The following is a 25773-nucleotide window of genomic DNA, read 5'->3' as shown; positions in this document are numbered from 1 at the left end:
TCCCGCGACGTGGACGAAAACCATGTCGCGGGTAATTTAGAGGGCCGCGCTGAATTGCTGCTGGTCCAGCGAAATCGTTGCGATGATGGACTCGAACTCACTCATCAAGTCCGGGTGGCGCTGGCCAACATATTGACGTGCAGATTCGTTTTCAAGGAGCTTGGCCAGGTAGCCTTTCGCAAGCACCAGATTCAGCACGTCCTGCCCGTAAGTCTGCTCCACGAGCTTGTACTGGCCCTGCAGGTTGCTCATTTCGCGTTCCATTTTCGCCATCTGCTCCGGGCTGACGCCGGTGAGTTTGCTTGGCTTCTTTCCTTCAACGAGCAGCGCGGCAGGCGTGGCCACCAACAATGCCTCGGCGTAGGAGACGGTCACATTGTTCGCGGCCACCATCAGCTCGACGCATTCCACCTGCCGTGTCGGCTTCATCTTGCGAATTGCGCGAACCAGCTCCGGCGAGAACTGCCGGTCGCCGAGAAGTTCGGCCGCCTCTGGACACACGCCGTCGAGCAGCGACATCTTTTTTACAATCAGCGATACATCCACGGAAAGAGCCTTCGCCAATCGTTCAGGCGATACGCCTTTGTCGACAACGCGCCTTATCATATAGTGCTCCTGGATTGTCGAAAGGCGATTGACACGGTTGTTATAGGTGTAGCTTTCGTCATCGGTCGCGACAAGACAAGCAACGCGCTCTTGCCCCAGGTCCTGGATAGCGTGCAAGCGTAGATGTCCATCCAGGAGAACATGTTGCCCGGAAGACTGGTCCGCAGCGGTTACAGAGAGCGGCTCGATGAGGCCCACCTCCTCAATGGAGGTCCTTATCTGTTTGTATTTTCGCGATTCGACCACGGGCGCCGGTATCCTGCGCGAAGGCAGGATGTTGCAGACTGGCACTGACAACGGCTCGGGGATGAATCCAAGAGTGACGCCAGTCATGTAACGCTCCCGCTTGGCCAGACGCGTTCGGCAAGATATTTCGGCAGGCTGGCCAGCCCTTCCGCGCGCAGGAGGTTGATGAAGTTCTCATCGGCAAACAGTTGCCTCAATGCACCGACGACAAACAGCAGCCGCTGTTGTGTGAATTCGGCCTTCCTGACCATGGATTTTTGACGTTCCACCTCGCGCTCATATGTGCGTACGAGACTCGATGTCGTCACGGCAGCAGCCTTGCGGGTCATATTACGCGTGGCGCTTCTCCCGAGCGTTTTTCTGCGCTCGATGACACGGCGAGCGTTCATCAACTGCTTGCCCCGCAATTTGCCAGACTCGTAGGCCTCCTGGAGTGCGGCCTGTATTTCAGCGTCATCATCACCGGCGCCGACAATCGTGAGTGCGGCGTTCAGGGGGACGAGGCCTTTCTCCACTGCAACCACGAGTCTCTCTTCTCCTTGATGCAGCAGCGTCAGGATGCCGTGAACATAAGCCGACGTGAGACCTGTTTTTTCGGCGATGACCTTCGGCGCATACCCTTGCTGCTGCAACAGCCGAATGCCGGCAAGCCGTTCGATGGGCCGACACTGTCTGCGCGCGATGTTTTCCGTCAGACTCATGACGAACGCGTCCTCATCGCTGACGCTCACCACGAGGGCGGGAATAGTCGTTTCGCCGAGCGTGCGGAACGCCTTCAGTCGCCCCTCGCCGCACACGAGCAGATATTTTTCGATGCCGCTGGCCGTGGCTCGCGGCGTGACCACGATAGGCTTTTTGAGCCCGATGGTCTTGATGTTGTCGACGATTTCCTTGAAGACGCGACCATTCCGTTCTCGCGGATTGAGAACTTCAATCTGGGAGACGGGGACCATGCGGATTTCACCGGTCTGCTGCCGCGTATTCACGCTACTCTCCTGAGACGGGCGCGTTCCGCCATGCCATAGAGGTAATCCAGCGTATCGAAGCGATAGCTCTCAAACTCGATGGGATTCTGGTCTGCCAGATGGATGCGCGGTTGGCAAAAATCCAGGTGCGGCAACAGGTAATAGTCGAGGGTCGATTCATTCGCCTGGTCGAGCCTCACGGCAACCGTGATGTCCGGCAGCAGGCTGGTATCAAAGCGCACCTTCCAGTGATTGCGGCCATTGTCATGCGCCTGACAGCGCGCGAGCACAATGCAGGCTGTGAACTCATCATTGACCGTCAGCAGGTCGGTCGCCGGGTCGCGCATCACCGAGCCACCCAAATCTGCGATTTTCGTCTCCGTTTGCGCGACGATTTCTGGATGCAAATGCCGGAGGAACCGGTTGGTTTCGATGTAACGATAGTCCCGGCCGGGTGTAAAGCCGACAGTCTGGTAGGCGCGAATCAGGCTTCCGAAGCGGTACACATAGACCGACGTGGAAGGCATGCCATCGGTTTCATCAATCACGACGCCGGACAGAAACCCACGACTTCGGTACAGGTTGCGCAGCCGCTCGATTAGCTCCTCGTTTGAATAGCGACGCGCTCGTGCTCGCATGATGCCCTGAGCGGTGTAGAACGTCTCGCTCGGCACGATTGCCTCGAACGCGCCTTCCTTTCGAATCCACATGTCAGGCGTGTTGGTCACGCGCATCTTCTTCAGCTTGAAAGACACACGGTTGTACACGTTGTTGCCGATGTACTTCTCGTTGGTCAGCACCTCTCGTACCGTGGCTCGAGTCCATTCCCGGTCAAGGTCAGTCCGCACGCGCATGCCGTTCAGACGCGCGGCAATTTCGTATTCATCGAGCGACCCGTCGATAAACCAGTCGTAGATTAGGTTGACGGTTCGCACCTCGCTTTCCGGTCCTGGCATGAGAATTACCCGGTCCGTCTGCAGGCTTTTATGTTCGCCGCGGCGCAGTTCTGTCTTCATGAGACCGTGGTCGTCGACCAGCACGCGGCGCAGTCCATAGCCAGCTGGCCCTCCTTGCCGGAAGCCCATCTCAATCAAGCGGCACTGGCCGGCGAACACCTTCGCCGACAGCTCCCGGCTGTATTCGCCGGCCATGGCCCGCTTTACGCCTTTGACAATGGTCGAGACAGGTGAGCCGTCGTTCTCGAACTGCTCGGCGCAGTACGCAACCTGGATGCCTGCGCGGCGGCAGATGTACTCGTAATACGCGCTCTCGTCGGCGTCCTGGAATCGACCCCATCGACTCACGTCGTAGACGAGGATGACGCAGAAGTCCGCTTTGCCATTGACGACATCTGCGATGAGATTTTGAAGTGCCTGGCGGCCGTCAATTCGAAGACCGCTTTTACCCTCATCGGCATACGTGCGGACGATTTGGAATCCGCGGCGGGCAGCGTAGTCCCGAATCCGGTCGCGCTGATTCTCAGTCGAATACTGCTGATGTTCGGTCGACATGCGCACGTACTCCGCTGCGCGCCCGGCAGACGAACTAGCGACGGCCGGTGCATCCGCGTTATTGAATGACATGCTCCACCCCGCAACTCAGAGACGGACACGCGGCAGGCACCGGACGCGAGTCAGCGTCGGATGCGAGCGTCGCGGCTTCACATCAGGAGGTCGCATTCGAAAGCGAACGGCGACAAGGCAAAGGTAGCAGGCCTGACACCAATGCGTATCAGGTCATCTCTTTGCAATCACGTCGGTGGCGCTATCGGCGCAGACAGCACGGCAATGTGAACCGTCCACGTGTCCATTTTTGCAATTCCGGTGTCGCCCGCGTGCGATAGCAGGTAGAAGCCCGAGCCGAGCGACCGGGGGAGGCGGATGACGTCCATCTTTGCAATTGGCCTGACGCTCCGCCGCGCGTTGCGCAACCGCTGCATGCTGCGGTTGTGCTCTCGATACGCCGGATGGGCAGCTCGATATTCGCGCCAGTAGCCCGAGTGGGCTGCGCGCCATTTCGCTTGGGCGCGGGCCTGGTTGTCTCGATAGTCGCTGTCGTTATGGAGTCGGTTTCTCTGCCAGTCGCGCCGACGGGCGCGCTGGCACGCCTTCGAGGAGCAGTATTTCTGACGGGGAACATGCACCAGCGGCACGAAGGCGTTGCCGCAGGCGAGACGGAGGCGGGGGGATTTCATGCGTGCCCTCCATGTCGGGTTGCGACTGGCGAACGCCGACGCCTCAACCAGCCGTGAAACCACTGGCCCGAAACGGAATAGAGAGGGGCTACCCGGTAATTGCTTCGTTAAACGGCCATCGCCATTAGCTTGTCGCGTTAGTAGGCCAGTCTAAGAAACTTGGACATTTTCTGACCGTCGGTGTGCATCGAAATGGTTCGCTAACGACCGCCCGATGGGTGATGGCGATGGGAGAGCCTCGCCAAGAAGGGAGCTCCTAATCATGCGGACCCAGGCGCGTGGCGAACAATCTCACGCGATGCTTCCCCGAGTCTCATCCGATGCGTCCCACAATCTGCGGCGCCTTATCTGACGGGCCCAAAAATCTCATGTTTTGGGTATCGCTACAGGTGTAGGTTTTCAGAGATAGTGAAAAACGTGTCACTGAGATAAAAATAAATTCTCAGTGTTCGTGAAAAATTGGAGCTTCGTTGTAGCCCGGTCGACTGCCAAGGTCTTCCGGGCTTTTTTATTCTATGACGCCGAAAATCTCCCGACATTAAAGCCTTCGAGCTTTAAAGCATAGAATATTGCCGTTGCACCAGTGAAATCGATCGCGCAATTTTATCGAAAAATATCCATAAATTTCAATGCACTATGTAAAAATTTAGGATTTTAAATTCATGACGGAAAAATCCTGAAATAATTATCGATCACGCGCCGGCAATCAATAAAATAATTTCTTCGTTGAAAAAGATGCTAATTTGAAGCAGGATGGTGCTCGCCTGCCGATTTTGTCGCGCGAAAATCGAGGCTGGAATGTAAAAACGGAGCAAACTCCTTATTAGAAGCTTGCCCCGTTGGTGGGAGCTGACGCTACCCCTGTGGGATCTGCTTGGCGGACGGCCTGCAGGCTGGAAAGAGAAGCTCATCTGTTCAAGGATCGATCCAGTGGCGAAGGAGCAATATTTCCGCGTGCAGGGTGGCCGACACCATGTACTTCATGATGCGCGCGCGAACCGGGCTGCATACCGGCAGCGACGGACCACCGATACACCATCTCACCTGTCGAAGCGCGCTGACGAGATGAGGCATAGTGGCCAAACTGACACGAACGTGGCACTCCGCGTTCAGTTGCGAACGGCCATCAGCAGACGGTGACGACAGACAGCTTCCTCGTCTCGTCGACATCGCACCGGAAGTAACTGCCAACTGTTCGCAAGAACGATACGCTACAGAGGCAGGCGCGCATCAGTGGGTGACGCTCGGAGCGGTTGTTACGCGGCATAAGCCTCGAGACCATGCAGGTTCACAATCTTCCTGGAGCCCTGCGTGCAAGCCATCGACCGGCAGCCACGGCGGGCGCCGGGTCGCGCAAACCACGCTGGGTCGCCTGGTACAGCCGCGTGCCGGACCATCTTTGCGCAGGCTGAGACCGGGGCCTGCACGGACAAGTCAGTGAGAGCGCCTATGGCAACGGCTTCAAACCCAGTTCTCTCAGGAAAGCGTTGTGCTTGTCCTTCGCAGCCGCAATCGCCTTTTCAATCTCCACCAGCTCTTGGTGAGTCTCATCCAGAACAATCTCCGTCTCGTTCACCGCCGTACTGATATAGCGCGAGATGTTCAGGTTGAAATCGTTCTTCTCGATCTCGGCCATCTCCACCTTGCGTGAGTAGCGCGCCTCTTCCTCGCGGAACTGGTAGGTCTTGATGATCTTGGCGATGTGCTCGGGCTTGAGCTGGTTCTGGCGTTTGCCTTTCTCGAAGTGCTCCGGCCCGCTTGCGTTAATGAACAGGACATCGTCCGGCTTCTTGCACTTCTTCAACACCAGGATGCAGACGGGGATGCCAGTGGAATAGAACAGATTGGCGGGCAGGCCGATCACCGTGTCGACGTGCCCGTCCTTCAGCAGCTTGGTGCGAATGCGTTCTTCCGCCCCACCTCGGAACAGCACACCGTGCGGCAGGATGATGGCCATCACGCCTTCGTCTTTGAGGTAGTGGAAGCCGTGCAGCAGGAAAGCGAAGTCGGCAGCGGACTTGGGCGCGAGGCCGTGGCTCTTGAAGCGCACGTCGTCGGCCAGCGCTTCGGTCGGTTCCCAGCGGTAGCTGAAGGGCGGGTTGGCAACGATGGCGTCAAAGCTGGGCTTCTTGGCCGGGTTCTGCTCCCGCATCATGTCCCACTCGTTAAGCAGGGTATCCCCGTGGAAGATCTCGAACTCAGTGTCTTTCACCCCGTGCAACAGCATGTTCATGCGTGCGAGGTTGTAGGTCGTGATGTTCTTTTCCTGGCCGAAGATTCTGCCGATCGTGCCGTTTGCCTTGGCCACTTTCTTGCGCACGTTGAGCAACAGCGAGCCAGAGCCACAGGCAAAGTCCAGCACGCTTTCCAGCCGCTTCTTGGTCCCGGTTTTCGGTTCCTGACTGTCCAGCGTGACGATGGTGGAGAGGATGTCGGAAATCTGCTGCGGGGTGTAGAACTCGCCTGCCTTCTTGCCGGACCCAGCGGCAAACTGGCCTATCAGGTATTCATAGGCATCGCCCAGCGCGTCGATGTCGGTGGAGAACTCCGCCAGTCCTTCGGCGATTTTCTGGATGATGGCGCAGAGCTTAGCGTTCCGGTCGGCGTAGGTTTTGCCGAGCTTCGGGGAACTCAGATCGATCTCGGAGAACAGACCCTGAAACGTGCTCTCGAAGGATTCCGTCTCGATGTACTTGAATCCCGCTTGCAGCGTGTTTAGCAGCTCTGCGTCTTGGGTGCGGGCCAGGTTGGCGATGCTGTTCCAGAGATGCGCGGGCTGAATGACGTAATGCACCTTGCGGCGCATCTGCTTCTCTAACGCCGGGATGTCGTCAGCGTTGTTCGCATACCAGAGCGCCAGCGGCACCTTGCGGATGTCGCTTCCCACATCAGGGTAGTCCCGCCCCAACTCCTTCTTCGCCGCCGTTTCATAATTTTCCGAAAGGTAGCGCAGGAAAAGAAAGGACAGCATGTAGTCGCGGAAGTCGTCCGCATCCATGGCGCCGCGCAGTTGGTCCGCGATGGTCCAGAGGGTCTGGTTGAGTTGCTTTTGTTTGGATTCTTTCATGGGATCGTGGCAGGTGCGGTGGCGGTTACTGCGGGTGCTGCGGCTGGTGTCGGTGTCGGCGCCGTCTCAAGAATGTCAGGCAGGTCAAATTGGAATTTGGTGGTGAAGTCTTCCAGAATGCGCCGGAACAGCTCTTTGTTGTCCTCCCCCATTTCGGTCGGTTCGTGGATGGCGTATTTGCCATGACTGAGGAGGTTCAGTGCGCGATTGTAGAGTGCACGGTCTTCCTCGATGCTCAGCGCCTTAAGGCAGAAGGAGATGTCAGCGTGGCCGAAGAACGATGCCGTTTTTTCCATGATGCTGCGCAGGGCGTTGAAATGGAAGGTGTATAGCTTGCCGGTGCTGGGGGCGGCGGCAAGTTGGAGCTCAGCGAGTGACGCGACGTGATGGAAGAAGGGCGTGTCTTCGGTGGCCCGCAGGGTATATACGCCGTCTCCGTTCGGGCGGTGCAGAAAGTAGCGCTTGTGGGTCACCCTCGACTCGCCCTCTTTTGCTCTGCCAATCTCGTTGCACATCACGTTGAAGAAAAGGGCGTGATGGGACGAGAAAACAACCTTGATGGGCGCGGGAGTGCTGTCCTGGCCTTTGCGGCTCACAGCCCGGCGCAGGAGTTGGGCGAGGTCGCAAGCCACGGCGATGGCGTTGTTGTCGTCCAGTGAAGAGATGGGGTCATCAATGTAGAGATATTTGTTTAATTGATAGGAGACGTGGCCGTCGAGCATCCGCTCGCAAATGGCCATGAAGAGGCACCAAATGAAGATATTTTGCTCGCCACGGGAGATCTTGATGTTCTCGGCTTCACCTTTGCGGAAAGAGACCTTCCATGTCTCGTAGTCAATGTCGAAATCGAAGTCCGCGTAACGGTCGAGGTAGCCCGCGATCGTTTCGTCCAGTGCGAGGTCTTTCAGGCCATTGAAGAAGCTGGAGTTGGGATTGAGCTGAAGCCGCCGGACAGCATCACCGTCTAAATCGTTGTCCCAAGTGAACAAGTCTTCGGTAAAGGCATTGAAGTAGAGGGTGTCGGGAGCGCCGTCGTTCTTGCGCTTCCCCTCGTCCTTAAACTCCATCGACAGCCGCGTCTTGCCCGTGCGGTTGTAGGCATACAGAAGGATGAGATCGACACCGCCCAGATCGTCACGCAGCTTCCTCGCGAGTGTCCTGAGGTTGGTGTACTTGTTGATCTTCGGCTTGGTGCTCATGCGTCAATGCCTTCCGCGGATGGGAAAAGCTGCTGTGTCAGCCCTTTTTTATGGATCGCGAGGGCTTCGAGCTTTTGGGTTTCGGCGCTGATCAGGGCGTCGAAATTACTGAGAATCGAGGCTATTTTTCGTTGCTCTTCAAGTTGCGGGAAATAGACCTCGAGTGTTCCTAATGTCCCGGCATTGACGTTTTTTTGCGCCCCGCCAGCCTCTGCTCCCAACATGAACTTTTTCCCAATAGGAGAGTTTATATATAGACAGAGATAATTTGAATCCAAAATATCAGCTTTGGGGCGAGTTATTAGGGATGTAAAACACTGTGCGTTCTCATAAGACTTGGTAACTACCGCAGACAAACCAGGGTAGCCAGTTCTTACTGTTATGACATCGCCTGCTTTCAATCGTTTATTTTTGTGAGTCGCTTCATAAATCGGATCGATAAATAGAAGGCTAGAATCGTCAATTCCACCCTCCTTAATATTTTGATTCCTTAGCATAGGCACGCCAGTTTCACGATATGCATGAGTGGCTGCACTAGCGATTCCGACCATAATCTTGTCGGCCAAAGCGGCGAGTGGCAAACTTTTCCAACCCTCTTTCCCTTGAAACTCCGGAAGCCGAAGGCTCGGAAATGTTTTGTCTTCGCGGGGGAAAAGCTGCTGCATCAGCCCATTTTTATGGGTCTTGAGCACGCCCACTTTCCGCGCTTGCGCGGCGATCAGCTCGTCCATCGAACTCAAGCACTTGGCGATTTTCTGCTGTTCGGCGAACTTGGGAACACAGATGTCGCCTTTGAGCACATCTGTGTTGTTGACCTTCATGTCGTTCTTCGCGCCCTTCTTTACGAGGGGTTGCAAATAGGCATTGAGGTTGTAGTCCCCGGAAAAGAAGTGATCCAAGTAGATTCCGGAGCAGTTGGCAAAAGGCCGATAGACGGCATACAAAGTCGAAACGATGCCTCGTTTTCCTTTGTTCACTTTGATAATGCCAAAGGGGTTCTTCTTTAGCGGGCTCTTCGTGTAAACAATGTCGCCGGTCTCGACGATATGATAGTCCTTCACGCTTACGCCCGCATACGAGCGGCCCATGAACTCGATCTGATTCACGCACCCGTGCTGGCCAGACACGGATAGGACATCGGCAGGCCCAAATTCAAGACTCCTGTTCCGCTTTTTTGGCTCAAACAACAACTCATTAAGCTTCTTCACCTGCCATTCATCTTCTTTCCGAAACTCCGGAAACCGCAGCTTCGGTATTTGTGCAGGCTTAGCCTCTTCCGCCGTTGCGGTGGCTTTCGTCTTACTGCTCATACGCACTGAGTCCTGAAATGTCGCGGCCACCGGCGCGTTTAGTGAGGAGGGAGTGGAGGTCATCCATGAGGGCGAGTTCGGCCTTGGTGCGGGCTTTCCAGCCGAGGTTGAGTGGGGTCATCAGGTCACTGAGTTGCTCGCCATCGAAGATCATGCGGTCGAGGATGCCGTCCACGAAGCTTTGAAGGGCGGCGGTGGTGAGGCCGTGCTTCGCTGCGATGTTGGCGAGTTCCTTCGAGTTCTTCTCTGCCTTGAAGCGGGTGTAGCCGTCGCGGATGGCGGCCTCAGAGAGGCCTTCGCCGGCCTGGAGTGTGCCGATGTATTCGGCGATGTCGTCGCGCTCGTTCATGAACTTGGCATCGGCGCTGATGAGCCCGATCAGTTCCTCGCGAGTCATCTTGGCCTTGCCGGGCCCCTTGGCGGAGAACTTGGCAATAAGGCCCATGATGTAGTCGTAGTCGATGACGGCGGAAGCGAAGAGGACAAACTCGAAGTCGAGCTGGTCCACGGGGTCATCGTTGCCGGGGCCATCAACTTCCTTGACGTCTTTGCCCTGCTGCGCTCTGAGCTCTTTGGCAGTTTGAAGATACTGGCCTTTGAAGCCGCGCAGGTTTTCATCGGGCAGCACCTGCTCGATGGCGGCCTTGTTGTCTTCGCTGAGGTCGGTGTATTGGTCCAGCTGGGTTTTGAGTCGCTGGACTTCCTTGAAGTGGCTGATGAAGGCGGCGCGGGCCTCGTCGCCCTTCAGGTTGGCTACGGCGGATGGCGTGCAGGCAAGGCCCTGGGACGTCATGAAGTCGTCCAACTTCTGCACTGCGGTCTCCAGCTTCTGGATGACCAAAGGCGCCTTGTCCACGAGCCAGATTTCCCGCGCCTGCTTGTCGGTCTTCTCTCCGGAGAAGAGGGCGATGGCAGCATCGACGGAATCTTGCTGCTGGCGAAAGTCGAGGATGTTGCCGTAAGGCTTGGTGCCATTGAGCACGCGATTGGTGCGGGAGAACGCTTGGATCAAGCCATGGTGCTTGAGGTTCTTGTCCACATAGAGCGTGTTCAGAAATTTGGAATCGAAGCCGGTGAGCAGCATGTCCACCACGATGGTGACGTCGATCTTCTGAGCGGCCGGATAGTCGGCATTGGGCCACTGCTGGTCCTTGATGCGCTGCTGCACATCCTGGTAGTAGAGGTCGAACTCGCTCAAACGATGGTTGGTACCGTAGCGGGCGTTGTAGTCGGCGAGGACGGCCTTGAGCGCAGCTTTCTTGCCCTCGGGATCTTCTTCGTTGTCCACTTGTTCCTGCGGCAGGTCTTCCTGGATCTGCTTGACGTCTGGGTCGCCCTCGGCCGGCGGGGAGAAGACGCAGGCAATGTTCAGCGGCTTGAAATCGGGATCGGCGGCCTGCTTGTCCGCCTGCATGGTCTTGAACAGAGCGTGGTATTCGATGGCGTCGTTGATGGACGCGGTGGCGAGGATAGCGTTGAAGCGGCGCCCGCCGGTGGCTGCATCGTGCTTGGCGAGAATGGCCTCGATGACGGCCTTCTTGGCAATGGCTTCGCCGGGCTTTGGTGGGTTCTTACCCTCGGGCTTGAAGTAGTCGACGTGGAAGCGCAGGACGTTGCCATCCTCGATGGCATGGGTGATGGTGTAGGCGTGGAGCTGCTTGTGGAAGAGCTCCTCGGTGGTCCGATACGAGGCCACCTCACCGTCGATTTTTATGCGACTGGCGTTGCCGTTGGGTCCACCAAATATCGGCGTGCCGGTGAAACCGAAGAGCTGCGCCTTCGGGAAAAATGCTTTGATGGCCTTGTGATTGTCGCCAAACTGCGAACGGTGACATTCGTCGAAGATGAAGACAATGCGCTTGTCCTGCAGTGCTTCGAGCTGTTCTTTGTAGGTGGCCTGGCCGTTTTTGCTGCGCTGCTTATTGCGCTTGCTGTTTTCGTCCAGCGCGAGGCCGAGCTTCTGAATGGTGGTGACGATGACCTTGTCGGCGTAGTCCTCTGAAAGCAGGCGGCGCACGAGGGCGGCGGTGTTGGTGTTTTCTTCGACGCAGCCTTCCTGGAACCTGTTGAATTCCTCCCGTGTTTGGCGGTCGAGGTCCTTCCGGTCCACGACAAACACACACTTGTGAATGTGCTCGTTTTCCTTCAGCAACGTTGAGGTCTTGAAGGAGGTGAGCGTCTTGCCACTGCCCGTGGTATGCCAGATGTAGCCGTTGCCATTGTCTTCGTCGATGCACTTGATGATGTGCTGCACGGCATAGACCTGATAGGGCCGCATGATCATAAGCTTTTGCTCACCTGCAAGCAGCACCATGTAGCGGCTGATGGTGCGGCCGAGGTTGCATTTTCTCAGAAAATGATCGGCGAACTCGTCGAGTTGGGTGATCTTGCGGTTGTCCTCGCCTGCAAACTCATAGATGGGCAGAAAGCGCTCGTCCGCATTGAAGGCAAAGTGGCGGACGTTGTTGTTGGCGAAGTAGTAGGTGCGGTCGCGGTTGCTGACGATGAACAGCTGCATGAAGCAGAGCAGCGTCTTCGTGTAGCCGTTGCCCGGGTCGCGCTTGTAATCGACGATCTGCTCCATTGCCCTGCGTGGATTCACGCCTAGGGTCTTCAGCTCGATCTGCACACAGGGCACGCCGTTGATGAGGATGAGAACGTCGTAGCGATGGTGGCTGTTGTCGGTGTTGATGCGGAGCTGGTGAACGACCTCGAAGTGGTTTTTGCACCAGTCCTTGATGTTCACCAGCGTGTAGTTCAACGGCGTACCGTCGTCGCGGGTGAAGGCGTTGATGCCGCGCAGGGTCTTGGCAGCGGTGTAGACATCCTCGGTAACTATTTCATCCAGGAGCCTGGCGAATTCGGCGTCGGTCAGCGTGACGCGATTGAGTGCCTCGAATTTCTCCCGGAAGTTCCTTTCCAGCGCGGCGCGATCGCGAATTTCGTCGCGGTATTCGTACTTCAAGTTCTGAAGCTTGCCAAGGAGGCCGTATTCGATGTGCTCTTCTTTGACGACGGGGCTCGTTGCTCCGGGCGGCAGATCGTAGGTGAACTTGGATGAAGGCATGAAGGAGGAACGTTCGTAGGCTATGGATCGGAAGGCAATGCGGGTGGCGAGTCGCTATGTATTGTGTCCGTTGGGATGTACTACGCCGACTTATAAGCTAGCCAGTGTGAGGTCCAAATTCCGCTCATTTGTCGCGGGAGGCGTTGACGCGCGGGCTCTGGTCGAGCGCCGACTTCGCAAATCCGTACCCGGTAACGATTTCCTTGCGCGATCGCGCCCCACGGCTCGTCATCTAACGGAAGACTTAGCTCGGTGCCACTCCACGGACGTTTCGAGGATGTGCTCTGGCAGTTGTTTACGCCTTGGCGCTACCAGCCCTCTATTCTAGCCGAGGCAACCTTTCGCCTGCCGGGCGCTTCTCGTCCTGCTGCCGGTTCACGTCGTGCAACGGAAAGTTCAAATAAGAACCTACGCATACCGGCTCTTCGTGCGTCGCTCAACCAGTCCTGCGAACTTGCAATTGAGACACTCGGCCTGTAGGTGGAGGTATGACGCGATCCATGTGTTAGCTCGCGTTGCCGAAATTATTGGCGTTCACCGAATCCTGACCCCGTATTGCGCTCGATGCGTAGCGTCTGTGCCAGAATGCGGCACCCAAAAGATCAAAAAAGAGGAGCAGGGGTCGTGGATGAAAGGAACGTGGACTTGGTACGCCTGACAGTCGAACGTGAACTCGAACGTGTGAGGGCAGAGGTGGCGAGTGCGAAGGCCGAGCTGGAGACTATTAAGGCCAGTCTTACTCAGCAGGTTGCCGACGCGAAGGTGCAGATCGGTGACCAAGCCATGGACAAGATGCAAAAAGTCTTCGCCGAATTCCGGGCTTGGGCGCTGTTCGGGATTGTGCTCTTAGGCGCGGCGGGTGGCTTTAGTGTCTATCAGATCTATACCAGCGCGCGTCAGACCATTGAGTCCAAGATCACCGACTGGCTCTCATTTGATAAAAAGGGCGCGCTGCTCAAAGAGTCCTTGGAGAGCATTCGGATGAGAGTCGTGCTGGACGGCTTCGTGACACGAATCGCGCGTTCGAGTCTATCAGGCAACTACCGTAGTTCAATTGAACTCAGCACTGCGGAGAAGTCTCGGCTTGTGGTGTACATGCTGGACCCAGACACCTCGGAACTGGATTTTCGCGATGGCGCGCGCATTCTCGCTGCCCACCTTGGCCTCTTTTATCCGGGTGTCGACACGAAGATTGATGAGTTGTTATCGAAGACCATGTCGCGTTTTAAGATTGACAGCTATCGGCCGCGCGTATTATTGGAGACGCTCAAGCGCTACCAAGGTGTATACCCTTATGCCGACAGCATCTTAAAAAGTCCGAACGTTCCGAACGACCTTCGCGAAGCCGCCTTTGGTGCCCTCAGCGGGCCCTTTTATGGTGACGACGCATCGAAATATGCAATGGCGGCTCTGCTAACTGAGCAATACGCTCCGTTGGCGGAAGCGGAAGCGAAGGTGATCGTTGATGAAGAGAAGGCAGTCGGCGTAGTCGATAGGTGGCTGGCGACAAAGACTGCGCTAGGTGAAGGCATCGGTGCACGAGTAATGCTTGCGGATAGCCTTGCCACTCACCTCTCCTCCATGAACTTCGACGCCGCCCATCAGAGATGGATAGCGGAACGAACAGCATCATTGCTGGTGTCAGCCATCTCGCAAGGGGCGAAGCTCGACTATGACGATCGCTTCTGGCCACAAGTGACGCTCGGTTTTCGAACCGATGGAACGGCTGGCTTTCGCCAACCTGAGCATTTGTTCGACGACAACAATACGCTGATGCCAGCTATGCTCAAAACCGCGTCATCGGCAGGCATTCCCGCCGAAACCTTTGTTCGGGCACTGACCACCAAAGGGACTCGCGGGGAGGTCTTTGGCCTGAGAGTCATCCTGAATTCGGCCTCTCTGATCGGCGAGACATTTGGTACGGTCAACCCAGCGAGTGTCGCTGGACCTCTGCTGCTCGTTGCTGACGACAAGGCAACCGTCCCGGCCGTCCAGGTCAGCTTCCGTGCAAAGGACGGCCGATGGGTGACTGATCGAGTCAAGTCATTTATTAATTTCTACAGTGCGAATGTGAGTTTCGCGTACGACAAGGCAGTCCTTCAACTGGCCAGAACCCGAAACCTAAACGATCAGATAAATTCGCTTGAGTAACGGCGAGAGCCCGCATTTCGCGAACCGCCGATCGGATCGGAACGGCCGACTCTGTTCGCGTGAAAAACTTTGACTGATATCTGCATTCAACGCCGAGTCCCGATTTTTCACGAATTCTGACAATTCGGGCGGAAATTTTCACGTTCCCCAAAAAATTTAAAAAAAAGGAATTCGTCACGGGAATGAAAAAAGGCTTGCTTTTCAGAGGATCAATTTTTCACTTTCTTTGAGAACCTACAGATGATTTTTAGTCGAGTCGCTGTGAGCGATTTGGCTGGGAATTGGAGACCCACGAGTTGAGAGACTTGTGGGTTTTTTTGTTTTTGGGGCGGGTGGAGTATCGATGGTGATCGTGTTCGTAATTGCGAAGGTCGGGAGTTCGATCCTCCTCCGCTCACTGAAATATCACCGCCTTAGCCTCCCCCACTCCCCAATAAACCGGCGCGACACCCTACGGCATCGCGCCGCCGCTCACCCCTCCACCACCTCCCTCAAAAACCCATCCAACATCCCCACTTCCCCCCAAGGCCGTTTGTACTCCCGACCAACCTCAGCCTCCCCAAGCATCGCTTCGATCAACGCATGAACCGCAGGCCGCCGCGCCCCATACTCCCCTTCTCCGGCGCGCATCTTCACCTCCAGCAACGCATCGACCTCGGCAACCACGTCAGCCTCCCCCACCGTCCCCGCCACAAGATCCGCAAACCGCATCGGCGGCATCCCTAAGCCCATATCGATCCACCGCACAGCCAGCAGCGGCCGCAGCACGTAAAGATACTTCTTGTACCGCACCGTCTCGCCTTGCAGATAGCCGCGAAAATTCTTCTTCGCCATCGAAAGATAATGATGCCGCCCGCGCATCGGCGAAAAGAACGCCTCAGCCATTGACCTCAACCTGGGCGCCCAAAGCACATCCTCGCGATACACAACCGGCGAATCCAGCCACTCCAGCAAGGTCGGATTCGACCGATGCAGCAACTGCAACGCCTTGCGCAACTCCCAGCCGCTCACATCCAGCACATCATCGAGCGGCCGTTCGATCACATCGCGTTGCGGCTCGACTTTCAGATACCACTCACGCCGATGCACATAAACAAAGCGCACGTCATAGTCGCTATCCGGCGAAGCAAAGCCCCACCCCCGACTCCCCGACTCACAGGCAAACAGCACCTTCACCTCATGCTTGCGCTCGATATCGTCGAGTTCCGCGAGCACACGCGCACGCACCTCGGGCTCCACCGGATGAGCACTCCTAACCGTCTCAAGTTTTTCAAAGCCAGCCATAACATTTCCCCACAAGCCCTAAAAAACGCGCAGCCGGCCAAATTCCAGATTCAACCGGCCACGCATCCTCATCCCTTCACACAAACCACCTGCCGCAGCGTATGCACGACTTCCACGAGACTGCGCTGCGCCGCCATCACCGCGTCGATGTCCTTATAAGCCATCGGAATTTCATCAACGACACCCGCATCCTTCCGGCATTCAACGCCCTGCGTAGCCGCCACCTGATCCGCGACCGTGAACCGACGCTTAGCCTCAGTCCGGCTCATCGTCCGCCCGGCACCGTGGCTGCAAGAACAAAAACTCTCCGCATTCCCGAGTCCGCGCACGATAAAACTTTTCGCGCCCATCGACCCCGGAATGATCCCGAGTTGTCCCTTCTGCGCCGACACCGCGCCCTTACGCGTCACGAGCACGTCCTCACCGAAATGCCGCTCGCGCTGCACATAGTTGTGGTGGCAATTCACCGCGTGCCCGTCGATCTCAAACGCCTTCCCGATCGTCGCACGCGCCGCGCCAATCACCGCATCCATCATCGCCTGCCGGTTATGGCGCGCGTAATCCTGCGCCCAGCCCACCGCTTCGACGTAGTCCTCGAAATGCCGACTGCCTTCGTTCAGATACGCGAGATTGCGATCCGGCAGATTCGCCATGTGCTGACGCATATCCTGCTGCGCCAGTTCGATAAACAGACTGCCGATCGCATTGCCCACGCCGCGTGAACCGCTGTGCAGCATGAACCACACGCGCTCGCTTTCATCGAGACACACTTCGATGAAGTGATTCCCGGTGCCGAGCGTACCGAGGTGCGTATAGTGGTTGGTCTTTTCGAGCTTCGGATGCTTCTCGACGATGCGCCTGAAGCCCGGCTCCAACTCCTTCCACATCGCATCGACGTTCGCTGGCGCGCGATTGCCCCATGCGCCCGGATCGCGACGTCCCGGCGCGCGACCATGCGGCACCGCGCGCTCGATCGCGCTACGCAGTCCCGCAAGCGAGTCCGGCAGATCGGCGGCCGTGAGCGTCGTGCGCGCGGCCATCATGCCGCAGCCGATATCCACGCCCACCGCTGCCGGAATAATCGCGCCCTTCGTCGGAATCACGCTGCCGATCGTCGAGCCCTTGCCGAGATGCACGTCCGGCATCACGGCGATATGGCGGAACACGAACGGCATCTGCGCCACGTTGCGCAGTTGCGCGCGCGCTTCGTCCTCGACGGCCACGCCGTGGGTCCACATCTTCACCGGCTTGCCATGCGCCAGTTCCATCACCTGATAATCGAGTTCACTCATTGCTTCACCTGAATGCTTCATTGCGCGAGGCACGGCACGCATGCGCCGCGCCTCGTCGTTCTTTTAACTAGCTATTCGCCGCCGCTCACACCGCCGGCTTGAGGCTCACCAGCCCGTTCAGCACCTGATCGAGGCCGCCGAACACGGAGATGCGATCGATCCGTTCCGCCACGCGCTCAAGCGTTTCCAGCTCCTTGAGCCGCAGCGCGGTCGGGTTCTCTTCCATCACCTTCGCCGTGTTCAGCAGCGAGCGTGTCGCGGCGGTTTCCTCGCGTCGGCGGATCACGTTGGCTTGCGCCGCCTTCTCCGCCTCGACCACCTGCGCGAGGATCGTCTTCATATCGCCCGGCAGCACGATGTCCTTCACGCCGACGCTGCGGATCTCCAGCCCCGAATCCACGAGTCGCGAGCGTACCTGCGCGATCACGACCTCGTCGATCATCTGCTTATCTTCGAGCAATTCATCGAGCGTGCGCGTGCCGACGGCGGCGCGCAGCGCGAATTGCAGCTCGCGATAGAGATGATCGGCGGGTTTCTGCAACTGCCCGAAGGCGCGCAGCACGTCCGCGTAGCACCACGTCGCGGCCAGATTGAGCCGCAGCGAGACCTTGTCGCGTGTGAGGATTTCCTGGCCGCCGACTTCGAGCGCCTGCACACGCAGATCGACGAGTTCAACGGTCACCTCACGCCCGAAACGCCAGAATGCCGCGAGACCGGCGTCGAGCAAACGCTCGATCTTGCCGTCGATCTTCAGCACGCCGACGTGGTACGCCGGCACCTGCGCAATCAGCACGCCGTTCAAGCCGACGATACCGCGCGCACGCAGCGCAGGCTGCATCAGGCGCTTCGTGAGCGTCGCGTCCAGTTCGCCGTTCTGCGCAAAATCCACGCGATCGAGGCGATGCTCGACGAGCCCGCGCCAGTACAGGCGCCGCGTGCCCGGCGGCAGAATCTCGACGAGGACGCCATCCACATAGCGCAGGCCCGCTTCGTCGTCGGCGAGATCCATCGCGACGAAGTGTTCGGCGAGTACATCCTGCGCGTCGCGGCGCAGCCAGTCGGCGAGCGCGGCGTCGGCGAGCGGCGCATCGAGCTGCGCGGTCTGCACCGAGAGGCGCTTGAACGGATCGAACGCGCGGAACACACCCGGTTCCAGCACCTTCACGAAATCGCCTTCGTTCATCAACAGCGCGCGTTCGTTCTTTTTCACTACATGACGCATCCACATATTCGTTGTCCTTATTCTTCGTTCAGGGCCGGCGCGCGCGCGCCGCACGGATCAGGGCGCGACGCGAACGGGTGAGCGGGGCGAAGGGTTCGCACTCGCGGATCGGGCGGCGTCGTGTTGCGTGACGTCGCCGCGTCCGGTTGCGCTGGCCGCTTCGGCCGCCCGGCCATTCGCGCGGCGCCGCAACCGGTGCGACGCGCGGCGGGCCTCGCGGCCCACACCGGCGGGTACTGCTTATCGAGAGACTGTCCTTGCGGACAGCGTTCGAGCGGGATTCGAACCCGCTACCGTCCGGCTTGCGCCGGCTGCTCTACCAGGTCGAGCTATCGAACAGGTGGGCGCTCCGGGAATCGAACCCGAACGCGACGCTCCAGTGCGCGCCCATTCGCCATCGTCTGTCCATGACGGCATGCGCTGCCGCGACGAAGGAACTCGGCGGCGGCGCACCAGCAAGGCTTGTGAACCTTGGCTCGTGGGCCAGCGGGACATCAGGCTGCCTTCTATTTAGCGAGGAGCGTGCCAGTGCCTGCCGTCCGCCTCGAAAAATTTCACAACTCATTGAATTGAAGCGAGAAAAAATTTCGTCTGCGGGCGAGTAGGGTGATCGCCATCGGCAGGTGATCCGCCTGATTTCGATACAATCAGATCGTCACTTATCTTTTTGGATAAACATGCGCAAGACCGTCGCGATCGGATTTCTCGGCACCGTGCTCGATCAAGGCGGCCGCGCGCCGCGCCGCTGGCAGAAGTGGCGGCCGACGATTTCGCTGTGCTCGCAGCCGGACTGGCCGGTCGATCGGCTCGAACTTCTGCATTCGCCCGATTTCGATCGTCTCGCGAACCGCATCAAGGACGACCTCGCGCGGCTCTCGCCGCACACCGAAGTCCGCCTCACGCCGCTCACGATCCGCGACCCATGGGATTTCGAGGAGGTCTACGCGGCGCTGCACGATTACGCGCGCGGCTATCCGTTCGACCTCGATCACGAGGATTACGCGATCCACATCACGACCGGCACGCACGTCGCGCAGATCTGCTGGTTTCTGCTCGCGGAAGCGCGCTATCTGCCCGCGCGGCTCGTACAAACCGCGCCGCCGCAGATGACCGACGAAGGTCCGAGCGGGCCGGGCACGATCTCGGTCATCGATCTCGATCTCTCGCGCTACAACCGCATCGCGCAGCGCTTCACGCGCGAGCGCGACGAAACCGTCTCGTTCCTGAAGGCCGGCATCGCCACGCGCAACGCCCAGTTCAACGCGCTGATCGAGCAACTCGAACGCGTCGCGGTGCGCTCGCGTGCGCCGATGCTGCTGGTCGGCCCGACCGGCGCGGGGAAGTCGTTTCTCGCGAAGCGCATCTACGAACTCAAGCGCGCGCGGCATCGGCTTGCCGGGCCGTTTATCGAGGTCAATTGCGCGACCTTGCGCGGCGATGCGGCCATGTCGACGCTGTTCGGCCACGTGAAGGGCGCGTTCACGGGCGCGCAGACCGCGCGCGCCGGTTTGCTGCGCACGGCGCACGGCGGGCTGCTGTTTCTCGATGAAATCGGCGAACTCGGTCTCGACGAGCAGGCGATGCTGCTCAAGGCGGTCGAGGAAAAGCGCTTTTTCCCGGTCGGCGCGGACAGCGAAGTCACGAGCGATTTCGAACTGATCGCGGGCACGCACCGCGACTTGCGGCAGATGGTGGCGGCGGGCGCGTTTCGCGAGGATCTCTACGCGCGCATCAACCTGTGGACGTACGCGCTGCCTGGACTCGCCGGGCGTCGCGAGGACATCGAGCCGAATCTCGATTTCGAACTCGACCGCTTCGGCCGTGAACAGGGCGAGCAGGTGCGTTTCAACGTCGAAGCGAAGCGGCGCTTTCTGGCGTTCGCGACGTCGCCGCGCGCGGCGTGGGCGGGCAATTTCCGCGAATTGTCGGCGTCGGTGACGCGCATGGCCACGCTGGCCGACGCGGGCCGTATCACCGAAATCATCGCCGAAGAAGAAGTGACGCGGCTCGCGCGCACGTGGACCGATGAGCAGCCTGCGCGCGATCTCGTCGATGCCGCGCTGGGCGAGGGTGCGAGCGAGATCGACCTGTTCGACCGCGTGCAGCTGGAGCGCGTGCTCGACGTTTGCCGCGTGTCGGCGAGTTTGTCGGAGGCGGGGCGCGCGTTGTTCGCGGTATCGCGGCAAAGCAAGAAGCAGCCGAACGACGCGGACCGGCTGCGCAAGTATCTGGCGCGCTTCGGGCTCGACTGGGAACACGTGCGGCGGGCGTTGGCCGTGGAGGGTTGAGCGGCGATTCACGTCGCCGCGATGGCGATCGGCGCATGAACGGAGCCGCCCCCGCAATCTATCCACAGCCTCCTGCGGATAACCCGCGCACAACCCCCATAACATCCGGTGCACGAAACCTGAACAACTCGGCCCCTGGATAAAACAGTGGAAAAGTTGTCAGCAACTGCCTGGGATTGTCCCGTTAACACCCTCAAGGTTATGAATTTTCCACAGCCTTGTTTACTCAATGGTTTTCCGGGGTTATCCACAGAAAACCCAGGGACTTGTTAACTATTACTACGTTTACGTATACATAGATTGAAAAAACCTAAGAGACCGCGCTTCGGAAACGAAAAAGCCGCTGGACAACCTACCCAGCGGCCTCAAAATCCCTGAGCAAGCCATCAAGCCAGCGGAATATAAAGCTCGGTCTTCAGATCCTCGGGCGCGACCTCATCCGGCGTATTCAGATACACCTCGAACGACGGCACCGAAAAGTCCGCGTTGCGCCCAAGCTTCGTCAAGCCCTCGTTGTAAAGCCACATCCACGCTTGCTGCAACCCTTGATACGGGCCCGAATGCAGCAACATCGCGTGCTCGCCGCCGCGCAACTGAAACCTCTCCACCGGCGCGACCACCTGCACATCCCGATCGTGCACGAGCTGCACCGCGGCCTTCGACCTGAGCTTCGATTCGTCGACCGAATTCGGATCGTCGTAATAGATGCCGACCAGCTTCGAGCCCGATGTGCCCACATTCCGCTCGCCGAGCCACTGCGCGAGCGTATAAAACGCGTCGCCGATCTTCATATACGGGCCGATATGGCTTACGGCGAGCAGATCCATCGGATCGAGCTTGAGCAGCTTCACGTCGCGGTCTTGCATGATGTCGTCTCCGGTCGGGCGCGCGAATGCGCGGATGCCGGCCAGGATAGCACCGGCCCCGAAAGACCTCTCGCTACGTGCCGCGGCGCGACGTCACAAACTCACCCGCGTCACCGGATGCGCTTCGAGCCAAGCATTCTCCGCATCGTCATAGAGCCGGGAACGCGTGAGAAAACGCAGCCCGGTCGGCCGTTCGAGCGAAAACATGCCGCCATTGCCCGGCACCGCATCGATGATCAACTGCGTGTGCTGCCAATACTCGAACTGCGACGCGGTCATATAAAACGGCACGCCGCCGATCTCGCCGAGTTGCACATCGGCGTTACCGACCAGAAATTCTCCAGCGGGAAAACACATCGGCGCGCTGCCGTCGCAGCAGCCGCCCGATTGATGAAACAGCAGCGAGCCGTGCTCGCGCGCGAGTTGCTCGATCAGCGCGAGCGCGGCGGGCGTGGCGGTGACGCGTTCGACCATGTCACGGTCTCCTCGAAAAAACGCTCGCCGAACGCCCCACACGGCGCCCGGCGAGCCAGTACCACTCCCGCAATCGGATCAAGACGAGATCAGTGGAAAATCAGAAGAAGCCCAGCGGCTGATCGCTATAGCTGACGAGCAGGTTCTTCGTCTGCTGATAGTGGTCGAGCATCATCTTGTGGTTCTCACGGCCGATGCCGGACTGCTTGTAGCCGCCGAACGCCGCGTGCGCCGGATACGCGTGATAGCAGTTGGTCCACACGCGGCCAGCCTGAATCTCGCGGCCGAAGCGATAGGCGCGCGTACCGTCACGCGTCCAGACGCCCGCGCCGAGGCCGTAGAGCGTGTCGTTGGCGATCTCCAGCGCTTCCTCTTCGGTCTTGAACGTCGTCACCGAGACGACCGGCCCGAAAATTTCCTCCTGGAAGATGCGCATCTTGTTGTGGCCGCGGAACACGGTCGGCTTCACGTAGTAGCCGTCGCCGAGTTCGCCGGCCAGCGCGTTGCGTTCGCCGCCGATCAGGCACTGCGCGCCTTCCTGCTTGCCCAGATCGATATACGACAGGATCTTTTCGAGCTGTTCCTGCGAGGCCTGCGCGCCGATCATCGTCTTCGTATCGAGCGGATGGCCTTGCTGGATCGCCGCCACGCGCTTGATCGCGCGCTCCATGAAGCGGTCGTAGATCTTTTCGTCGATCAGCACGCGCGACGGGCACGTGCACACCTCGCCCTGATTGAGCGCGAACATCGCGAAGCCTTCGAGCGCCTTGTCGAAATAGCTGTCGTCGTGATCGAGCACGTCGGCGAAGAAAATGTTCGGGCTCTTGCCGCCCAGTTCGAGCGTCACCGGAATGATGTTCTGGCTCGCGTACTGCATGATCAGGCGGCCCGTCGTGGTCTCGCCCGTGAAGGCGATCTTGGCGATGCGCTTGTTCGAGGCGAGCGGCTTGCCCGCTTCGAGGCCGAAGCCGTTCACGATGTTGAGCACGCCTGGCGGCAGCAGGTCCTGAATGATCTCGGCGAACACGAGCATCGAGGCGGGCGTCTGTTCGGCGGGCTTGAGCACGACGCAGTTGCCGGCCGCGAGCGCGGGCGCGAGCTTCCAGGCGGCCATCAGGATCGGGAAATTCCACGGAATGATCTGGCCGACCACGCCGAGCGGCTCGTGGAAGTGATAGGCGACCGTGTCGTGATCGATTTCGGAGATGCCGCCTTCCTGCGAGCGCAGGCAGCTCGCGAAATAGCGGAAGTGATCGGCGGACAGCGGAATGTCGGCGGCCAGCGTTTCGCGCAGCGGCTTGCCGTTGTCGATGGTTTCGGCGACGGCGAGCCTGTGCAGGTTCTGCTCGATGCGGTCGGCGATGCGGTTCAGGATATTGGCGCGATCGGTCGGCGCGGTCTTGCCCCAGGCGGTCCTGGCCTTGTGCGCGGCGTCGAGCGCAAGCTCGATGTCGGCTTCGCGCGAGCGCGGAATCGACGTGAACGGATGGCCGGTGATCGGCGAAATGTCGTCGAAATACTCGCCGCCCAGCGGCGCAACCCACTCGCCGCCGATGAAGTTGCCGTATTGCTTCTTGTACGGGAACTCGGTCGTCAGGAACTGCATGTCCGCGTGATTCATCTGCGTGCTCCTCGCTGTGCTCTATCTCGATATGGATGGGCGCGTCAGGCTGGGTGCCGCGCAACCGGTGCTCGTTGATGCCAGAAGCGTGCCAATCGCGATTCGAGGGCGATTCAGGCGTCGGACGAGCGCGCGTGCAGGGCCGCCGCGGCGCGCTTGCGCATACGCGCGGCTGCGGGAACGAACAGCCCGTGAGAACGACGATGAGGACGACAGCAAGGAAGGCGAGGGTGGCGGCGCGGCTGCATTGCGCCGCAACGGCGCAGCGTGGCGCGGGCGCGTTGCTCAAAAACGGAACAGCGCGAGGGAAGCGGCGAGAAAAACAGTGAGGAAAACGCGCCGGAAAGCTCGCGGAATTGCGGCGCGCGAGGCCCGCATGCTGTAGGCTTTGCAGCCGTAACAGCAAGGAGAGTCTGCAATGTCTGAATCTGAATCGTTCGTCTGCCGCAATCAGTCGTGCGGCACGCCGTGGGAGCAAAGCGAAGTGGTCATCAAGAACGAGGGCCAGGGCCCGTTGTTCCGTTGCCCGCTGTGCGGCGCCCGCAACTATCTGGAACAGTTCGAGGACGACGACGGCAACGTCGTCTACGAACAGGTGGATGGCAAGCCGTTCCTTTGAGCCTTTGAGCGGACGCGCGCCTCAGAGAATTTCCGAGGCCAGCGAAATGCCGAAAATGATGCCACCGACGAGACCGAGCGCGCGGCCCACGAGCAGCAGGTTCAGGTCTTCGTCGAGCAGGCTCGGATCGCGCCGCTCCCGCAGCAGCGTGCGATGCAGGATCGGACGCGGGAACAGCAGCAGGGCGGAGATCAGGGCCGGCACCGAAAGCCGGACGAACGCGCTGTAGTGGCGGTCCGACGGAAAATCGAGCCAGACCATCAATACGACGAGCAAGGCGGTGAGAACGCCGCCGATGACCGCGCCGGCGACGAGTTTGTCGGTAGGATGCCCGTGCATGGCAGTAACCTCTGGAGTGTTTTTCGATAGCTCCATGATCTGATGCAGGTCAGAAAAACCCTATCGGAGCAGTCTTAAAACACGCGCGGCACGATGCGGCACCCAATAGCATCGCGCGTGCCCAGCCATGCGGTTTGGCTGGATTTTCGCCCTATCCATTCGGGTAGGCTGGCGTCGCGCTCCGGTCGTCCTACAGTTACGTCATACGATAAGAAACACTGTCGGATACCCGGGGTTCGCCATGACATTCGTTGAACAGGAAATCGCGCACATCGCGCGCGTGATGCCGGCGTCGCTTTCGAGCGACTTCGAAGAGCCGATCATGGACGTCGCCTATTGGCGCAAACGGCTGCACGCCTTGCTCAAGCAGAATCACCTGACACACGTCCAGCTCGCCACCGTCGACACGCTGCTGCGTCAGCTCGACGGTTTCGAGTCGCTCGGCCGCTGGTTGCCGCAGCCGCCGCGCGCGGTGCGCTTTTCGATGAAAGTGAAGGATCGCAGCGCCGACGTATTCGTTTGAGCGCGCGGGACGCGAGCGCGTAGCGGGCCACGGCCGCGCGCGTCAGGCGTCACGGAAATCAGCGCAGAAATGCAAAAAGCCCGGTCAGAAGACCGGGCTTTTCACATGAATTCGCTGGTGGGGCGTGAGTGACTCGAACACTCGACCTACGGATTAAGAGTCCGCTGCTCTACCAACTGAGCTAACGCCCCCAACAGAAGAAAGATTATGCCCTGCCTTTTGAGTCTTGGCAAGTCCTTTTCGCAAATTTCCTAAAAAACTTGCTGGCGGCCTGGAACGGCACGTCGGCGCCTCGCTGAAGCTCCATCGCCGTATCCCGTATTAACGGGACGCGGTACCTCCCGGTATCATGTCGCCACGCTGGCGAGCCCGCTTTCGGTCCGCTTTGGACAGCAAGCCGGCCGTACCGCGCGCCGCCCGCCGGGTCCGTCGAAACGAAG

19 protein-coding genes and 2 tRNA genes are annotated in these 25773 nt (G+C 59.0%); 4 read left to right on the top strand and 17 right to left on the bottom strand.

What is annotated here, in order from left to right; genetic code table 11:
• Nucleotides 1–36: 36 nt before the first annotated feature.
• The 8 genes from U4Y88_RS19695 to U4Y88_RS19660 form a co-directional block, all read right to left on the bottom strand.
• Nucleotides 37–939: a plasmid partitioning protein RepB C-terminal domain-containing protein gene (locus U4Y88_RS19695; protein WP_321785767.1), complete on the bottom strand. Its 903-nt coding sequence runs from the start codon at nucleotides 937–939 to the stop codon at nucleotides 37–39.
• Nucleotides 936–1805 carry a plasmid partitioning protein RepB C-terminal domain-containing protein gene (locus tag U4Y88_RS19690; RefSeq protein ID WP_415774473.1) on the bottom strand — a complete coding sequence of 290 codons (870 nt, stop codon included), beginning with the start codon at nucleotides 1803–1805 and terminating at the stop codon, nucleotides 936–938. The genes U4Y88_RS19695 and U4Y88_RS19690 overlap by 4 nt, the downstream gene beginning before the upstream one ends.
• 29 nt (nucleotides 1806–1834) lie before the next feature.
• Nucleotides 1835–3400, bottom strand: coding sequence for a recombinase family protein (locus U4Y88_RS19685; protein WP_321785763.1), 1566 nt, complete (start codon nucleotides 3398–3400; stop codon nucleotides 1835–1837).
• A gap of 167 nt (nucleotides 3401–3567) precedes the next feature.
• Nucleotides 3568–4011 (bottom strand): hypothetical protein, encoded by a 444-nt coding sequence (locus U4Y88_RS19680; RefSeq protein ID WP_321785761.1) that lies wholly within the window; start codon nucleotides 4009–4011, stop codon nucleotides 3568–3570.
• Nucleotides 4012–5458: 1447 nt separating this feature from the next.
• Nucleotides 5459–7078, bottom strand: coding sequence for a type I restriction-modification system subunit M (locus U4Y88_RS19675; protein ID WP_321785759.1), 1620 nt, complete (start codon nucleotides 7076–7078; stop codon nucleotides 5459–5461).
• Complete coding sequence (locus U4Y88_RS19670; RefSeq protein ID WP_321785758.1) at nucleotides 7075–8277, bottom strand: anticodon nuclease; 1203 nt, start codon at nucleotides 8275–8277, stop codon at nucleotides 7075–7077. Before U4Y88_RS19670 ends, U4Y88_RS19675 begins: the two co-directional genes overlap by 4 nt.
• Nucleotides 8274–9587 (bottom strand): restriction endonuclease subunit S, encoded by a 1314-nt coding sequence (locus U4Y88_RS19665; protein ID WP_321785756.1) that lies wholly within the window; start codon nucleotides 9585–9587, stop codon nucleotides 8274–8276. Before U4Y88_RS19665 ends, U4Y88_RS19670 begins: the two co-directional genes overlap by 4 nt.
• The gene (locus U4Y88_RS19660) at nucleotides 9577–12654 is read right to left on the bottom strand and encodes a type I restriction endonuclease subunit R (RefSeq protein ID WP_321785754.1); all 3078 of its coding nucleotides are present in this window, start codon (nucleotides 12652–12654) and stop codon (nucleotides 9577–9579) included. The genes U4Y88_RS19665 and U4Y88_RS19660 overlap by 11 nt, the downstream gene beginning before the upstream one ends.
• Before the next feature lie 624 nt (nucleotides 12655–13278).
• Between U4Y88_RS19660 and U4Y88_RS19655 the strand changes: the two genes are divergently transcribed.
• Nucleotides 13279–14805, top strand: coding sequence for a hypothetical protein (locus U4Y88_RS19655; RefSeq protein ID WP_321785752.1), 1527 nt, complete (start codon nucleotides 13279–13281; stop codon nucleotides 14803–14805).
• Between the two features lie 471 nt (nucleotides 14806–15276).
• Here U4Y88_RS19655 and U4Y88_RS19650 read toward each other — a convergent pair whose 3' ends face one another.
• The 4 genes from U4Y88_RS19650 to U4Y88_RS19635 form a co-directional block, all read right to left on the bottom strand.
• On the bottom strand, nucleotides 15277–16089 hold the full coding sequence (locus U4Y88_RS19650) for a nucleotidyltransferase domain-containing protein (protein ID WP_321785750.1): 813 nt from the start codon (nucleotides 16087–16089) through the stop codon (nucleotides 15277–15279).
• A gap of 68 nt (nucleotides 16090–16157) precedes the next feature.
• Nucleotides 16158–17381, bottom strand: a complete 1224-nt coding sequence (locus tag U4Y88_RS19645; RefSeq protein ID WP_321785748.1) for an RtcB family protein — start codon at nucleotides 17379–17381, stop codon at nucleotides 16158–16160.
• 85 nt (nucleotides 17382–17466) lie between these two features.
• Nucleotides 17467–18609 (bottom strand): slipin family protein, encoded by a 1143-nt coding sequence (locus U4Y88_RS19640; protein WP_310630157.1) that lies wholly within the window; start codon nucleotides 18607–18609, stop codon nucleotides 17467–17469.
• A 260-nt stretch (nucleotides 18610–18869) separates the two neighbouring features.
• Nucleotides 18870–18942 (bottom strand) — tRNA-Cys (locus tag U4Y88_RS19635).
• A gap of 338 nt (nucleotides 18943–19280) precedes the next feature.
• Between U4Y88_RS19635 and rtcR the strand changes: the two genes are divergently transcribed.
• The gene (gene rtcR / locus U4Y88_RS19630) at nucleotides 19281–20891 is read left to right on the top strand and encodes an RNA repair transcriptional activator RtcR (protein ID WP_321785746.1); all 1611 of its coding nucleotides are present in this window, start codon (nucleotides 19281–19283) and stop codon (nucleotides 20889–20891) included.
• A 386-nt stretch (nucleotides 20892–21277) separates the two neighbouring features.
• On the opposite strand, the gene U4Y88_RS19625 is transcribed toward rtcR, so the two are convergent.
• The 3 genes from U4Y88_RS19625 to adh all read right to left on the bottom strand — a co-directional run bounded on the left by U4Y88_RS19625 (nucleotide 21278) and on the right by adh (nucleotide 23852).
• On the bottom strand, nucleotides 21278–21757 hold the full coding sequence (locus U4Y88_RS19625; RefSeq protein ID WP_321785744.1) for a GyrI-like domain-containing protein: 480 nt from the start codon (nucleotides 21755–21757) through the stop codon (nucleotides 21278–21280).
• A gap of 93 nt (nucleotides 21758–21850) precedes the next feature.
• Nucleotides 21851–22231: a DUF779 domain-containing protein gene (locus tag U4Y88_RS19620; protein WP_224013071.1), complete on the bottom strand. Its 381-nt coding sequence runs from the start codon at nucleotides 22229–22231 to the stop codon at nucleotides 21851–21853.
• Between the two features lie 100 nt (nucleotides 22232–22331).
• Nucleotides 22332–23852, bottom strand: coding sequence for an aldehyde dehydrogenase (gene adh / locus U4Y88_RS19615; protein WP_321785743.1), 1521 nt, complete (start codon nucleotides 23850–23852; stop codon nucleotides 22332–22334).
• Nucleotides 23853–24270: 418 nt separating this feature from the next.
• On the opposite strand from adh, the gene U4Y88_RS19610 reads away from it, so the two are divergent.
• A complete protein-coding gene (locus U4Y88_RS19610) occupies nucleotides 24271–24471 on the top strand; it encodes a hypothetical protein (RefSeq protein ID WP_224013069.1) in 201 nt (66 codons plus the stop codon).
• A gap of 21 nt (nucleotides 24472–24492) precedes the next feature.
• Here U4Y88_RS19610 and U4Y88_RS19605 read toward each other — a convergent pair whose 3' ends face one another.
• On the bottom strand, nucleotides 24493–24810 hold the full coding sequence (locus U4Y88_RS19605) for a hypothetical protein (RefSeq protein ID WP_224013068.1): 318 nt from the start codon (nucleotides 24808–24810) through the stop codon (nucleotides 24493–24495).
• Nucleotides 24811–25051: 241 nt separating this feature from the next.
• Here U4Y88_RS19605 and U4Y88_RS19600 point away from each other — a divergent pair, with 241 nt between their 5' ends.
• Entirely contained in the window at nucleotides 25052–25333 is a 282-nt protein-coding gene (locus tag U4Y88_RS19600; protein ID WP_224013067.1) for a hypothetical protein, read from the top strand.
• Between the two features lie 115 nt (nucleotides 25334–25448).
• Here the strand turns inward: U4Y88_RS19600 and U4Y88_RS19595 are convergent.
• Nucleotides 25449–25524, bottom strand: a tRNA-Lys gene (locus U4Y88_RS19595).
• Nucleotides 25525–25773 lie beyond the last annotated feature (249 nt).

It is taken from the genome of Paraburkholderia sp. J94, from assembly GCF_905220285.1.
GTDB classification, from domain to species: Bacteria; Pseudomonadota; Gammaproteobacteria; order Burkholderiales; family Burkholderiaceae; genus Paraburkholderia; species Paraburkholderia tropica_A.
Note: the sequence above shows the minus strand (reverse complement) of the source record. Positions and strands in the feature narration are given on the sequence as shown.